Origin of the sequence: Sunxiuqinia rutila, from assembly GCF_050589705.1 — a bacterium.
GTDB lineage: Bacteria > Bacteroidota > Bacteroidia > Bacteroidales > Prolixibacteraceae > Sunxiuqinia > Sunxiuqinia rutila.
In genome coordinates, this window is sequence record NZ_JBNGOT010000002.1 from 331864 (window position 1) to 346373 (window position 14510).

A 14510-nucleotide genomic window follows, 5' to 3' on the forward strand; every position below is an offset into this window, starting at 1 on the left:
AGTTAAAAAACGATAAAATAGTGTTGTTTAGCTGACAGCAAAAAGCGCTGCTAAAATCAGCACCATTTCCCTCTAAGTATTGCCTGGAAAGTTTTACTGAAACAAGTCAATGAGTTCATCCAGGCTAACTTTCCCAAAATAGTCCGTTAAGCTAACCGATGACAGTACGCGCCGGATATGTTCTGTTTCGTGTAGTTGTCCAGCCAGCCGTTCTTCCAGCTCCTCAATGGGCTGTGAAGCAAAAAAATCTCCGAAGATCCGAGCTTGTTGAATCACCCCCTTCTTGACATCGAGGTGCAACTCAATAAATCCGGCAGGAACCTTAATCGCTTTCTTGAAATTATAAGCAGGCGAACCTCCAAAGTTCCAATCCCAGGTACTGTATTTTTCTTGAGCCAGCTGCTCTATTTCGGCGACCTCCTGGGGATTAAGTTCATGCATGCGGCTAGGTTCCGCATTTTCGCGAATGATTTGATCGATCAGCAATTGCTTGAACTTATCGATCGTTATTCCTCCCGGGAAATAGTCAATCAAATTGGTTACACGAGCACGGGCCGACTTCACAGCTTTGTCCTTAAACTTGAGCGGATTAATTTTCAGGGCTTCGCTCAAAACCTGCATTTCCGAGTTCAAAAGGATGGTGCCATGCTGAATCATCTTGCCATTACGGGCCAACTTAGCATTTCCGCTAAACTTCTTACCATCCACCAGTAAGTCGTTTCGGCCTTCCAACTTAGCCGGTACATCCAATCCATTCAGCAAGTCAACCACGGGCTGTGTGAACTTCGAGAAATCCGAAAAATCCTCGTCACCCAGTGGCGTGTGGAACGAAAAATTCAGGTTTCCCAAATCATGGTAAACCGCTCCTCCACCCGTAAGTCGTCGAACTACCTTTATTTGGTTTTCGGTGACATAGTCGAGATTGATCTCCGCCAAGGTATTCTGAAACCTTCCTACAATAATGGATGGTGCATTGATGTAGAGCAAAAACAGCTCCTCCTTAGGGTACTTGTTCAGCAGGTATTCTTCAGTAGCAATATTGAAATAAGCATTGTTCGATGGCGAGTCAATAATCAGCATAGTTCTTATTTTTTGCCAAAAATAGCAGTTTTTAAACGATAAACACTCAACAACAACAAAGGAAGGACTTGGTTTAATTTCTACTCACGAGGCGATGCTCATATGCTCATGCTATCAGCCCGTTGGGCTTTTAAGAATTTATGGTGCAACCTATATTCATAGGGCGGATGCCCTATGCTCATGCTATAAGCCCGTTGGGCTTTTAAGATAACTTGTTTTCACAAGGTTATTTCGTTCTTTTTCCCGCGCCAAAGGTGCATTCGCAACAGGACAGGGCAACGCCCTGTTGCCGGATCATCAGCCAATCCTACAGCCCTGAAAGGGCCTGAGCCTAACTAATCCCACACATAACGCTCATCATATTCAACCTGGTACTTTTTTAAGAATGCCTGAAACTCTTCTTGAAATGTCTTTGTGCGGTGATGCTCTTCTTGGAAATTGATGTAGTTTGTAACAACATCAACTTCTGTGGGATTAACAGAAAAAGCACCGTAACCATTCTGCCAATAAAAGTTTTCGTATCGCTGTCCTTGTGTTTTCATCCATTTCGAGGAGTTCTTTTTCAGAGCTTCAATTAACTCGGCTTGAGAAATTTTTCGAGATAAAGTACATAGAATATGGACATGATCATTCGTTCCTCCTACACGAACAGGGTTACATGCCAATCCTTTACAAATACCGCCAAGGTATTCAAAGAGTTTAGTTTGAATGTCTTTATCAATTAACTTCTCGCGTTGTTTGGTGCTGAAGGTGATGTGTAGATACACTTTGGATAATGATTGTGGCATAGTTTACTCGTTTTGGTGAGACAATCGCTTTTGCCCTTTCAGGGCGTTATTTCATAGTGTAACCTATATTCATAGGGCGGTACCCTATGCTCATGCTATAAGCCCGTTGGGCTTTTAAGATAACTTGTTTTTACAAGGTTATTTCGTTCTTTTTCCCGCGCCAAAGGTGAATTCGCATTAGGATAGGGCAACGCCCTGTGGTCAGAGTATTCTCCAAACCAGTAGCCTTGAAAGGGCGTGAGCCTAATGGGAACTCCATATTCATTGGTCAATCTCCTAGGTCAACGCGATCAACCCGTTGGACTTTTTAAAATTATACAATATTTAGATAAATCCCTTTTCCTCCCGCACCGAAGGTGCATTCGCAAACAGGACAGGGCAACGCCCTGTTGCCGGAGCATCAGCCAGACCTATAGCCCTGAAGGGGCGTGAGCCTAACCAGTATAAGTTCCGAGCAAAATGATAATGACAATTAAGGCGATTAGTGCCGGCCAGGCGTACGGGTTGCCAAAGTTGAAGGTCCACCCCATCCAACGGCTGTATTTGGGAACAATCAGTCGTGGATCTTTGCGGTTAACGTAAAAAGGACCTTTCCAGTTGTTGAGATCCCGACTCATCGCATCCAGTAGTTCTTTTTCCAATTTCCTTCTTTTCATCTGTTCATTGATTTAATGATTAGCTTCTGCCCTTTTCAGGTCTAATTGGTTTTTAGTTTTGTTTCCACACTTGTGGTGGATTATTCTCTGCGCTCTGTTGAACTTTATTTTATGGTTTTCGGCTAATTTCCTTCCCACAATGCGGACATACATCTTCACTTGCCTCCTTCTTATCAATCTTATTCATAAAGCCAGCACTAATGATACCTGTGGGAAGTGCTACAATACCAATTCCCAAGATCGCGATTAAAGAACTAATTACTTTTCCAACGGCAGTAATTGGATAAACATCTCCATACCCAACTGTTGTTAATGTAGCAATGGCCCACCAAAATGTAGCAAAAATATTTGGGAACTTATCTGGCTGTATCTTGCTTTCAACATCATACATTAAAAAGGAAGAAATCAATAGTACCAGGATAGAAACAAAACCTGTTACGGCTAATTCCGATCTTTTCTCTTTCATTACTGCCCAAATTAAATTCAAAGAACTATTGTAACGGTTTAGCTTCATCAATCGGAAAAAACGCATTAACCTAAAAAGGCGAAGAAACCTCATATCCACAGCAATAAGGAATGGTAAATAGAATGGTAGAATTGCCACCAAATCAATCATTCCATAGCCAGAAAATACAAACTTGAAAATTGATTTTGCCTGACTGGAACTAGGATGTGTCAGGTCAGCCACATACAACCGCATCAGGTACTCAATGGTGAAAATGATTATCGACAATACCTCAAATATTCTTAAGAAACCCCCTGCCTTTATTCTAATCTCAGGAACTGTTCCTATAGCTAATGCAACGACATTGAGTATAATGAGGAGCATAATCCCATAATCAAAAACTAGGTTGTATTTTGATCCATGAGCTCCCTTGTTAACAACACGATAGATTTTTTCCTTTAGCATCGTTTCTTTAGTCAGGTTTTTGACCAATAAATCTACCCAAATCCTCTCAATAAAAATTCGTTTCAATCATTTTTAGATGTTCTTGTTTAAGTTTTACGGCTCTAAAAGACTGAAAAACAATCTAAATTTGCAGCTGAAATTACTTTTCCAAACTGTCAGTAGCGCTATGCCTCCCCCGCAAATTGTTGATAACCATACTGAAAACCAACAGGAAAACATCCTAAAAACCGCATCTATCAGGCTATCTGAGACTTACCAACAATTGTTAATATCATCGGTTAATACATAGTTAATTTAAAACGCTCAAAACTATTGACTTATATTTGATTTTAGCTGTACATTTGATAGTATCAGGTGAGCGATAAAAGACTGCTCCGAAGATGTGGAGGCGACAAAAGCTCTTAGCTGAGTCAGCGTCAAATCATTCAAACCTTCGGGTTTGCGCATCCAGAGAGCCGAAGTTTAAGCAACCAAAGATCCGTTCTTTACATGCTTGATTAAAACGAAAAACGATTGCTTCGGCATTCCCAAGTCGTTTTAGGTTTGAAGGCTGTTTTCGAAAAGGAATTCGTTCCCCGAAGAAAGCAGGCAATGGTGGGACTTCGGTTCCTAAACCACTGCCAAATGAGCAAATTGATGATCGTAAGACCAGCATTTCTCAGGAGCCATCAAAAACTTCGTCCGGTAAGACAAGCTTCGGCTTTGTTGAACGGACAGCCGGAAGGCGTGCTGTAACAAGCATTGCCGGAACGCCAAGGGCTGAAACCCGAATCCTGGATTCATGGATCAGCCAGTCAAAATAACAGTAGCCTGACATGAACAACGATTTCGATCGTCAAGTAGTGAATGGGAGCTATTCATACCGAGTGGTTCCCATTGTTGTTTTTAGGCCTTTCAGAAAATCAGTCGCTTATCCCCGTAAACTAAGCTCTTCAAGGGTGTCACTTTTCAATAAAATGATGTCTTTGTCCCGTAAATCAATCAATCCATCCTTTTCGTAGCTTTTTAGCAGTTTAACAGCGCTTTCTGTTGAAATGCCGGCAAAGTCGGCCAAATCCTTTCGCGAAAGCAATTGAAAGATTTCAGGATTCTGAGCCTTAAAACCATTCAGGTACAACAGGGCTTCGGCTAAGCGACCATTCATTTGTTTGTAAAGCACATTCCGGATGGTTGCATACATACCGGAAGCTTGTTCGCAAAAACGCTGGATAAAGCTGGAAGCAAAAAGACCATTTTGACTGACAACTTTGGCAATAGCCTGTTTTTCGACCAGGAAAGCCATACAATCGGTCAGAGCAACCGTGGAGTAATCAAAGGTATTTTTCACAAAAGCAGAAGAAAGGCCGACAAACTCGCCTTTTTGAATGATTTTCAGGTTGTATACCTTGTTGTTTTCGCCTTCCAGGTATTGACGAGCCAGACCATCGGCAATAAACAACACGTAAGAGGCAAAAGCCCCCTGCTTGGTCAGGTTATCGCCTTTGCGAAAGTGAACCTGTGTTTTACTGGCTCTTACCAACTCTATTTCATTGGGTTCAAGCACCTGAAAACAAGGCGCATTAATATCGCAAATAAAATTCTCATCGGTCTCCAAAATCGTTTTCATGAATCAGTCTTTGTTTTGAATTCGTGAAGTTAGGAATAAATCAAGAAAAAAGTTGAGCCATTTCAATTCGAAAGTTGGAAAGCCAACAAAAGAAATCCTTTCGGAATCGCCGGATTCAAAATATTTTTGCCACCATCAATTTAAAACAAAAAAAATGCTTAAAATAATTCTTCTTATTCTCGTACTCGTTTTCGTGGCCTTTTTCATCCTGGCAAAAGTTGCACAAAACAAAATGAAAAACACTCCCCTTGTTGAAGATCATCCAAAGATACTGACACTGACGGACAAGAACTTTCAGCAAAAAACGAAAAACAAATTGGTTCTGGTTGATTTTTGGGCCAGCTGGTGTGGCCCCTGCCGCATGATGGCTCCTATTCTAAATGAAGTATCCGACGAACTAAACGGCAATTCATTTGTCGGGAAAGTAGACATTGAACAGTACCAAAGCCTCGCTCAAAAGTTTAAAGTGCGAAGCATCCCTACCCTCATTCTTTTCAGAGACGGGAAGGAAATCAACCGGTTTGTCGGTATAAAAAACAAGGATTTTATCATCAAACAAATGGCAAAAGTTAGCTAGTCAGCAGCTTTTAATATTGGATTAAGAATACAAATTACGCAATAGATTATGGAAAAAATTGTCATTATAGGAGGAGTTGCGGCCGGTGCAACAGCAGCAGCTAAAGCACGACGAATCTCTCCAACAGCAAAAATTATTATGCTTGAAGCAGGACCAGATATTTCGTTTGCGAACTGCGGCCTGCCTTACTATATCGGCGGTGATATCAAAAGCCGCTCGAAACTAATTTTACAGAGCCCGGAAAGCTTCAAGGAACAGTACGATGTGGATGTTTACACCAACACCCGGGTAGTCGCCATTGACCGGCTGGGACATCAGGTAAAAACCACCAACAGCCTTACCGGAGAGGAACAGCATTTTGAATACACCAAGCTGATTCTGGCCCAGGGGGGAAAACCCATTAACCCGACACTTCCGGGCGCGGACCGGGATCATGTTTTTACCTTATGGACACTCGATGACATGGATAAAATTTCAGACCATCTGGAAAAGAAAAATCCGAAGAGTGCCGTTGTTGTTGGCGGAGGGTTCATTGGGCTAGAGATGGTGGAAGCACTTGTCAAGCGAGGCTTACATGTAAATGTTGTCGAAATGATGCCGCATGTAATGGGGCTCATGGAAGCAGAAACTGCCGGATTTATTGAAAACGAGCTCTTGGCATACGGAATCGGCATTCATACTGGTGCCTGCGTAACCGAGATTCATTCCAATTCGGTAAAGCTGAACAATGAGCAAACACTTGAAGCCGACATGGTTTTGTTGTCTATTGGCGTGCGGCCTACCCTGCAACTGGCAAAAGATGCGGGTCTGCAACTGGGCGAAGCCGGAGGCTTATTGGTCAATGCGCAATTGCAAACTTCTGATCCAGACATTTATGCTGCCGGCGACATGGTTGAAATTGAGCACCGTGTAAGCGGACAGAAAGTACGAATACCTTTAGCTGGCCCCGCCAACCGGCAAGGACGCATTGCTGCAGAAAATGCCCTTGGAGGACAGCACAGTTACAAAGGAGCGATTGGTACTTCTGTGGTGCGGGTTTTTGAAGCAGTAGCCGGAATTACCGGTTTATCCCTCAAACAGGCACGTGCTGCCGGCATTGATGCTGATGCTGTGGTTGTTCATAAAGAACATCATACGTCCTATTATCCGGGAGCAGAAACTGTTACCAGCTTGCTGGTATATGACAGAAACACCGGGGTTGTTCTGGGAGGACAGACTGCTGGCTATAAAGGAGCAGACAAACGTTTGGATGTTATTGCCACTGCCACAGCTGCCGGGCTAACAATCAGCGACCTGGCTGATATCGACTTTGCTTACTCTCCTCCAATTGGAACGGCTAACGATGCCATCAACATGGCTGCCTACACCGCTGAAAACCGGCAATCAGGCTTCAGTCCATCTGTTACGGCTTCGGAATTGGATGAATTTCTGGCCAACAGCAATCCGGTCATCATTGATGTACGTGATATCTTCGCTTTTGAAAAAAGCCATATTGAAGGAGCCATGCACATTCCATTGGAGCTGTTACCCCAACAGCTTGACACTATTCCTGCCAACTGGCCCATTTTGGTTTATGATGAAACCGGGAAGAAAGGCCATCAGGCGCTACGAACATTGGTAGGTGCCGGCTTTCATTCGGTGACAAACTTATCCGGAGGGCATATTTCCTTGCAGCGGCAAGCCCGAACCATCGGCTTTAATTCCATTGCCATCAATTTACTTCCTGTAGAGAACAAATCACTGGAAGAGGAAACTACGGAAAAATCGGAACAGCAACCAGCGCAGGTTAAAGATGATCACTCACCGCTTGTGGTTGATGTCCGCACTCCCGAAGAATTTCAGGCCGGTGCCTATCCTGATGCCATCAATATTCCGATGGATGAGTTGATGTATCGCTTTGAAGAACTGGGCAGCAATGCTTCGCGCGAAATTGTGGTTTATTGTGCCACAGGAGCCCGTTCGGCCTATGCACAGCGCATGCTCATGCAAATTGGGTACACCAATGTCAGCAACGGCGGCGGATTGACCGCGATGATGGCCAGGCAGCATTCAAAATCAGAATCCCATGGCACATCCAACGAACCGCTGGTCGTTGATGTACGTACTCCGGAAGAGTTTCATGGAGGAGCTTATCCTGATGCCATCAACATTCCGCTGGATGAATTGGCTTCGCGCGTGCATGAACTGGGCAGTAAATCACGGGAAATTACACTCTACTGCGCTTCGGGAGCACGCTCAGGCTACGGACAGCGTATGTTGCAGCAAATGGGTTTCACACAAGTCAGCAATGGCGGAGGAATCATGCATATGATGATGCGCCGGTAAAATTTTCAGCAAAAAATGAAGGGAGCTTTTCAGTTTGAATGGCTCCCTTTTTTATGCGTTAATCATTCCGAAGTGTCTCATACAGACGGCCTCGCATGGCCAATCGGTTACCAATAAACACCCAAAGCCAGGCACTTGCCAAAACGGTCACAAACAGCATTAGGCTCCAATAAATTAAACCGGAGTAAAGCGATGAAAGCAAACTGGGCAAGGCAGAAAGCAAGGCCGGAATTAAACCCAAAGTCAGTGACAACAAAACAATCAGCAGGTTGCCACGCAAAAGCATCCTTCGAATAGTTCGTTTGCGAAAACCGGTAGCTTCCAGCAAAGCCAACTGCGGGCGACTTTCATAAATACTCCGGAAAATGATGATGCCCAAGCCAATCGTTCCGATTAACAAGCCCAGGGCACCCAACATTAAAAAGATATTCAGGTAGGTGTTTTCAATTTGATAAAAGAGCAGCAAACGCTCTTTGGCAGGTGTAATTTCCAAGCCATAATTTCGAAAAGCCGTGCGTAAACGATCCTCTTCGTCGCTTGAGGCATCGATTAAAAATACCTGCGAGCCACTCACCGATGGAAAGTGTGTATAAAACAAACGATCAGCGATTAGGATATTCCCTTGGAAAACAGAGTTTGCCAACCCGCCAACCAATTTCAATACAATGGGTTCTCCGGCTTCATTTTGGTAAACCAGTGTATCGCCAACCGATTTGCCCAGCCCCCATTTAATGACCGTTTGGTCTGCAACTGCCGGAATTTGTCCGTTGGGTAATGGTTCTTCCAGGCTTAGCCAGGGATGTTCCGCATTCAGCTCTTCCGATTGTGCCACAAAAGTAAACGCCTGTCGCTGATCAAACCGGGCAACATCGAAACCCAAAACACGCGGACGTTGCACGCGATTCAGGTTTAAACAACTGGCATCATCACCCGCCAGAGCCTGCATTTGCACAAACTTGGCCGAAGAATCTTCCAGCCCTAATTCGAAACGGCCTTCCAGCGAATTCAGATCAAAAAGAACCGGAAAGCTTGTCTGAGCAAAATAGGAATATCCGCCGGTTCCCGAAGATGGCTGATCGGCGTTTCGCGTTAAATCCTTCCGATTCAGACCCGTAGAAAGAACCAAAAATACACCCACCGATAAAAAACCAATGATGAGCATACTCCTGCGCCGATCATCCAGCATCAGCTTGAAGGAATAGTATTTAACTGAAAGTTGCCTGGCTGGCTTTTTCGCTTTCCAGATGAAGAAGTAATTTACCAATAAGATTAAGCCCGGCATTAGCCCAAAGCCACTGGTGAAAAAGATCTCTGCATTTAGCTCCTCACCAATTCCCTGCCACAGCATCAATAAAAACGAACCAAGCACCATGCCTGTTCCCAGCCATAAGGATGTTTTTCCTGTCTTTGCTTTTTTCGTTTGTCTTTGTTGCATGGCAACAATTGGTTGATTGGCATATTTTTTCAGCATAAACCAAACCGTCACCAGACAAATAAGCGCAACAATCAAAACAGCCTGAATAATGGCCATTGGGGTGATGTGAATATCAAGAATTGACGTTCGGACAATATCGCGCCAAATGCTGTTGATTGCGTCCATAATCAGGCTGTTGTAGCCCAACCCGAAGGGCAAACCCAGCAAGATACCCAGCAAAACCAGTAAAACTGATTCGGAAAAAAACAGCCGCCGGATTGTAGCGGATGAAAAACCCAAGGCATGCAGGGTGCCGATTTCTGCCCGTCGAAATTTCAGGTACAGTTGAAACATAAGGTAGGCCAGCAAGAGTGCCGCAAAAAGCACAAAAAAACTCAGACCGATAAAAAGTCCACCAAAGTCAGTTCCTTGGTTGGCAGCCTGCAAACCCGATGATCTGGCATCTTTCACCTGAAAACCGACATCCTGTGGATGAATCTCAGTCAAAACACGCCGGGTAAAGTCTTCAGCATGCAAACCATTTAACCGAACAGCTGTTGACCTCCCAAATCGATTCCCCCAAAGCTTCTGAGCTGTTTTTAAGTTGACAAAGGCTTTGGGTGTTCCTTTATATTTGTTCCAGTAATCCTCATCCTTTGGCCGTATTTCCGACAAATCAACCGGCACTCCGGTTTCCCAATCGCTGCAGTGCCCGGCATCCGACAAACCCGGAATATCCGGCATTAGCATAAGATCAGCCCACGCCCCTTCCATGTCCACAATTTTCGACACACGAAACCAGGCAGACTTTTCTTCCAACTGACGCAAAGGGCCCACTTCAAAGTAGCTCATCATGATCGAATCTCCGGACTTGGCCTGCAAATCAGCCGCCAACCAACGGTTGATCATGATTTCCTGATCGCCTAGTTCCAATTGTTCAAGAGGTAGTCCAGCCACAAAAGAGTAAGGCGTACTTTGGTTACGATTGGTCAGCTGGTTGACGAAATAAGCAAACACCGGATAGGTTTCCGGTTGCTCAAGTAAACGTTCAGCAACGGAAGGCTCTATAAATACCCGGTCCGAAATCAATTCCGTATAATTGAGCGCTTCATTCTCCCGGATCGAAAGGTTCAAATCCTTTAGGGTCCAGTTTGTGGCAATGCGTTCGTACAAGCCTGCTTCATTCAATCCGGAACCACTAACTAGCAGCACATTCGCTTTATCGTCCAAATCCATTTCGTGATTGAGAAAATCGCGGGAAAGAAAAATATTTTTAGGGGCCGATTGAATATTCTGTAGGTTGAAATTGCCCGTTTGTACCTGACTCGCGATCGCTTTTACTTTTACCCGAAACGAAATTGTATTTTCTTCGGCTGAAACAAAAGGCGTATTGGCCGGAAAAGTACTTAGCTTATTAACACGCAGCAGCAGCTCCTCTCCCACTTTTACCCCTAATACCTCCGCCAGCGCTTCGTTTATAACCGCTTCATTTTTAGCCAAAGCATACAAGCTATCGGTTCCGGCAAAGGCATTAAAATCTGCCGATATGCCCCAAACCTGCAACTGATTTGCCCGAGCTTGTCCGCCGTTCAGCACCCCCATGCCGTTGGAAAACAGCAGCGAAGTGTTTTTTATTTCTTCCGAAGAAACAGCCTCTGCCAACTCCGCCCGGAAAAGGCGCTCACCACCAGTTACGACCCAATTAGTTTGCCCCAGGCGCTGCAAGGTAATTTGCTGCAGGCTGTAGGACACGGAATCGCCAATGATGAAAGCACCCAACAAAATAGCCGTACTGAGTGCCACTCCGAATACAATGGTCAGGTTTAATTTCCAAAAGTGAAGCAACGATTTAAGGGCGTAACGAAATCCATTCATGATTGAACCAGTTGTAGTTTTCCGTTTTCAAGTTGGTAAATCTTATCCATTTTTGAAGCCAGACTCATGGAGTGTGTCACAACAATCAGGCTGGTTTTTTCTTCTTTATTGAGCTGCAGAAGCAAATCAGCCAGCTGATCTGACGAATGCTGATCCAATGCGCCGGTAGGTTCATCGGCCAGCACAATTTTAGGTTGATTAATCAACGCGCGAGCAACAGCCGTCCGTTGGCACTCTCCGCCAGATAGCTCTCCGGGCTTTTGATGTTTCAATTCACGAATTCCCAGTTTTTGCGTCAATGCTTCGGCGCGTTGGCGGCTCGGATCATCCACTTTCTTTTGCCGGGCAATGACCGGAAGCAAAATATTTTCAACCAAATTAAGCTGAGGCAGCAAGTGATGCATCTGAAAAACAAAGCCAATGGATTGGTTCCGAAACTCAGCCAGCTGCTTTTCATTTTTGCTGAATACAGACTCACCATCCAGCAGCACCTCTCCAGCATCAGGCCGATCGAGTGCCCCCACCATATTGAGCAAAGTGGTTTTTCCGGAACCGGAAGGCCCTACGATGGCAACACTCTCACCATCGTTTACCGTCAGATTTAGTTCATCCAAAATGACTCGTTTCTTCCCTGATCCGGAATAAAAGCTTTTGCTTAGCGACTTGATTTCAAGCATAGATTTGTGATTTTTGGGTTTTGAGTGGTTTCATTATGGGGAAAAAAACAACTCAATAGCGATATTCTTCTTTGGCAGTTACCTTCTGATAGATATCCACCAACTTTGCAGCTTGCTTGTGGATATCAAAATGCGCTTTGACCCCTTCCTGCCCTTTGGTGCTTAATTCACTCAGTTTTTCCTTATCCAGAATGATGCTTTTCCAGGCCTTGGCGAGTTTCTTGGCACTGTTGGGATGATAAATCAAGCCACCTTCCGACAAGCCAACCACTTCGGGGAAAGCCCCTAGTTCAGGCTGAACAAGCGGAATTCCGGATGCCAGAGCTTCCAGCTGGTATAAACCAAATGCTTCGCCATTCAATACCGGAACAGTTAATAGGGCAACGGTATCGAAGAAATTTTGTCGCGAAGGATTTTCAAATTCTTCAACCCATAAAACATCATCTTCAAGCTTGGCTGCTGCAATTTTCTTCTTTTGTTGTTTGATAAAGCTGGTATCGTCATTGGTTTTCCCTCCGGTAATCTTCAGCTTCACCGCCTGGTAAGCTTCATTTTCCTTGAGGTGAATAAAGGCATCAACCAAAATGCCCAGGCCATTTTCTTCGCACATGCGCGAGATATAACCAATTACCGGTTCCTTGCCTTCAACCGGCTTGATGGGATAATCGGCTGAATCCACCCCAATATGATTGATAAACAACTGGTCCGGACGGATATGCATTCGTTTTTTCATTTCCCGGGCATAAAAATCGCTGACCGATACAAAGGCATCCACTTCACGTCCCCGTTCTTCCATCAATTGCCAAACCTCTTCGCGGTGCTGATCACTCATCACATCCACCCACACATCTTCGTCCTGCAGCGAGCACACCACCGGAATATTCATTTCCTGCTTAATGCGCCGTGCCAATCCCAGCAGCAGTGCATTGGACAGATGAACCACATCCGGTTTGGCTTCATCACGCAACCACTCCACCAAACGCTCCAGTTCCCCTCGCTGCAGGCCCTCTTCACCCAGCAACATTGAGACGGTCATTTCCTCCAGCCCTTTTGCCCGGGTTGATCCCGCATTTTGAGCAGCCAGGTGCAAGATGGATTTTGAGTTCAGCATTTTATCCACAAAAGTGGGAAGGTGCCGGAAAACCGGAAAGCGCTGCTTCAGGTAAATGTCTACTGCCCCATAAAAGACAGGAACTTCATTTAAATCATGTGCATCTTCAAATAAAGGCAGGTAGAGCGGTACCTTTATCACTTCCTGTCCTAAGTCCTGCAGGGCTTTCATGTATTTACTGTCGCGAAGGCAGTTACCGCAGTAAAAACTGCCCCCTGATCCTGGAATGATGTGTGCGATTTTCATGATTTTTTGCTTTTATTTTGAAGTCATTTCAAACACGTTCCAGATTCTGTTTTCTTATGGCATTCCTCATGAATACAATTCAGAGTAACACGCATGCTATCGGCCAAATATCATTTTTCTCCCAAAATATAAATCCGCCCGTCATTGGCTCCGATGATGATTTTTCCTTGATAAAATGCCGGCGAACTTACCATCTGACTTCCTATTTCGTAACTCCAAAGCTCTTCTCCCGTTTCCAGGGCATGCATGAACATCATGCCGTCCATCGTAGCAGTAACAACCTTGCTACCGACAATTACAGAAGAGGAGTTAATTCGATTGGATAAACGCTTTGTCCAGACTAATTTACCATCTTTTCGTTGAAAACAATAGAGTTGCCGGTCTTCATTTCCCAAAACAATGTAATTGGCCGAAACAGCCGGAGAAGCAATAAATGGCAAATTCTTTTCCGGATCATCGTAAGTCCAGCTTACACTTCCGTCCTCGAGATCAACGGCAAAAAAGCGTCCATCATAATCCCCAACATACGCTTCATGCTCCACAATGGCTGGCGATGAAGCAACATAAGTTGACAATTCAATCTTCTTTTCTACCTGTCCGGTCTCCAGATTGACCAAATGCAAAAAGCCATCACAGCCACCAAAAACAACCTTGTTTTTATACAAGGCCGGTGTCCCGTTGATGAAATTATCTGACTCATATTTCCACAGGTTATGGCCGTCTTTCAGATCAACTCCATGCAGAAAGTAATCATAGCTCCCAACGGCCACCACGGTTTGCTCTGCTCCTTTGTGCCAGTTGGCCGAACCAATGATTTGGTTGTCGGTTTTGTATTTCCACACCAACCCGCCATCAGTTTGATTCAAACAAAAAAGCCATCCATCCAGCGATCCAAAGAGGACTTTGCCATCCAGTAAAATGGCCGGCGCCTCAATGGCATTCTCCGCATCAAATTTCCACAATAAATCTCCGTTTAGCTTGAATGCATAAAAAAATCCATCGGTAGATCCGCAATACACCGCACCATCTTTTACCACCGGCGATGCCTTGATATCATCGTCGGTTTGAAAGGAGGCTATGAGCTGCAATAAGCTTGACAGCTCAGATTCAACCGAAGCAGTTAGCTGCTGGTTGCCCCGAAAGATGGGCCATTCGCTTTGTGCAAACAGGCTATTGGTTAAAAGAAGTAAGAAAATTACAAGTTTACCCTTCATGTCTTTTCTGTTTCAATTGCTGATTTGCTTT

At 44.6% G+C, this 14510-nt stretch carries 11 protein-coding genes; 2 read left to right on the forward strand and 9 right to left on the reverse strand.

Going from position 1 to position 14510, the window contains the following annotated elements; translation table 11 throughout:
* Positions 1 to 93: 93 nt before the first annotated feature.
* The 5 genes from lplA to ACRD6K_RS03200 form a co-directional block, all read right to left on the reverse strand.
* The gene (gene lplA, locus ACRD6K_RS03180; protein WP_430972047.1) at positions 94 to 1080 is read right to left on the reverse strand and encodes a lipoate--protein ligase; all 987 of its coding nucleotides are present in this window, start codon (positions 1078 to 1080) and stop codon (positions 94 to 96) included.
* Positions 1081 to 1415: 335 nt separating this feature from the next.
* Positions 1416 to 1868 carry an IS200/IS605 family transposase gene (gene tnpA, locus ACRD6K_RS03185; protein ID WP_430972048.1) on the reverse strand — a complete coding sequence of 151 codons (453 nt, stop codon included), beginning with the start codon at positions 1866 to 1868 and terminating at the stop codon, positions 1416 to 1418.
* A 434-nt stretch (positions 1869 to 2302) separates the two neighbouring features.
* Complete coding sequence (locus ACRD6K_RS03190; RefSeq protein ID WP_212733469.1) at positions 2303 to 2524, reverse strand: DUF5808 domain-containing protein; 222 nt, start codon at positions 2522 to 2524, stop codon at positions 2303 to 2305.
* 109 nt (positions 2525 to 2633) lie between these two features.
* Positions 2634 to 3500 carry an ion transporter gene (locus ACRD6K_RS03195; RefSeq protein ID WP_430972049.1) on the reverse strand — a complete coding sequence of 289 codons (867 nt, stop codon included), beginning with the start codon at positions 3498 to 3500 and terminating at the stop codon, positions 2634 to 2636.
* 844 nt (positions 3501 to 4344) lie between these two features.
* Complete coding sequence (locus ACRD6K_RS03200; protein WP_299577806.1) at positions 4345 to 5040, reverse strand: Crp/Fnr family transcriptional regulator; 696 nt, start codon at positions 5038 to 5040, stop codon at positions 4345 to 4347.
* A gap of 154 nt (positions 5041 to 5194) precedes the next feature.
* On the opposite strand from ACRD6K_RS03200, the gene trxA reads away from it, so the two are divergent.
* A complete protein-coding gene (gene trxA / locus ACRD6K_RS03205; RefSeq protein ID WP_430972050.1) occupies positions 5195 to 5617 on the forward strand; it encodes a thioredoxin in 423 nt (140 codons plus the stop codon).
* Positions 5618 to 5665: 48 nt separating this feature from the next.
* A complete protein-coding gene (locus ACRD6K_RS03210) occupies positions 5666 to 7942 on the forward strand; it encodes an FAD-dependent oxidoreductase (RefSeq protein ID WP_430972051.1) in 2277 nt (758 codons plus the stop codon).
* A gap of 58 nt (positions 7943 to 8000) precedes the next feature.
* On the opposite strand, the gene ACRD6K_RS03215 is transcribed toward ACRD6K_RS03210, so the two are convergent.
* The 4 genes from ACRD6K_RS03215 to ACRD6K_RS03230 all read right to left on the reverse strand — a co-directional run bounded on the left by ACRD6K_RS03215 (position 8001) and on the right by ACRD6K_RS03230 (position 14479).
* On the reverse strand, positions 8001 to 11231 hold the full coding sequence (locus ACRD6K_RS03215) for an ABC transporter permease (RefSeq protein WP_430972052.1): 3231 nt from the start codon (positions 11229 to 11231) through the stop codon (positions 8001 to 8003).
* Complete coding sequence (locus ACRD6K_RS03220) at positions 11228 to 11908, reverse strand: ABC transporter ATP-binding protein (RefSeq protein ID WP_430972053.1); 681 nt, start codon at positions 11906 to 11908, stop codon at positions 11228 to 11230. Before ACRD6K_RS03220 ends, ACRD6K_RS03215 begins: the two co-directional genes overlap by 4 nt.
* Positions 11909 to 11960: 52 nt before the next feature.
* Positions 11961 to 13265: a glycosyltransferase family 4 protein gene (locus ACRD6K_RS03225; protein ID WP_430972054.1), complete on the reverse strand. Its 1305-nt coding sequence runs from the start codon at positions 13263 to 13265 to the stop codon at positions 11961 to 11963.
* Between the two features lie 110 nt (positions 13266 to 13375).
* The gene (locus tag ACRD6K_RS03230; RefSeq protein ID WP_430972055.1) at positions 13376 to 14479 is read right to left on the reverse strand and encodes an outer membrane protein assembly factor BamB family protein; all 1104 of its coding nucleotides are present in this window, start codon (positions 14477 to 14479) and stop codon (positions 13376 to 13378) included.
* Positions 14480 to 14510 lie beyond the last annotated feature (31 nt).

Bases quoted from the DNA above. Each gene is read 5' to 3' on its own strand.
- lplA (WP_430972047.1), bottom strand. From the start codon at position 1,080: ATGCTGATTATTGACTCGCCATCGAACAATGCTTATTTCAATATTGCT.
- tnpA (WP_430972048.1), bottom strand. From the start codon at position 1,868: ATGCCACAATCATTATCCAAAGTGTATCTACACATCACCTTCAGCACC.
- ACRD6K_RS03190 (WP_212733469.1), bottom strand. From the start codon at position 2,524: ATGAAAAGAAGGAAATTGGAAAAAGAACTACTGGATGCGATGAGTCGG.
- ACRD6K_RS03200 (WP_299577806.1), bottom strand. From the start codon at position 5,040: ATGAAAACGATTTTGGAGACCGATGAGAATTTTATTTGCGATATTAAT.
- trxA (WP_430972050.1), top strand. From the start codon at position 5,195: ATGCTTAAAATAATTCTTCTTATTCTCGTACTCGTTTTCGTGGCCTTT.
- ACRD6K_RS03210 (WP_430972051.1), top strand. From the start codon at position 5,666: ATGGAAAAAATTGTCATTATAGGAGGAGTTGCGGCCGGTGCAACAGCA.
- ACRD6K_RS03215 (WP_430972052.1), bottom strand. From the start codon at position 11,231: ATGAATGGATTTCGTTACGCCCTTAAATCGTTGCTTCACTTTTGGAAA.
- ACRD6K_RS03220 (WP_430972053.1), bottom strand. From the start codon at position 11,908: ATGCTTGAAATCAAGTCGCTAAGCAAAAGCTTTTATTCCGGATCAGGG.
- ACRD6K_RS03225 (WP_430972054.1), bottom strand. From the start codon at position 13,265: ATGAAAATCGCACACATCATTCCAGGATCAGGGGGCAGTTTTTACTGC.
- ACRD6K_RS03230 (WP_430972055.1), bottom strand. From the start codon at position 14,479: ATGAAGGGTAAACTTGTAATTTTCTTACTTCTTTTAACCAATAGCCTG.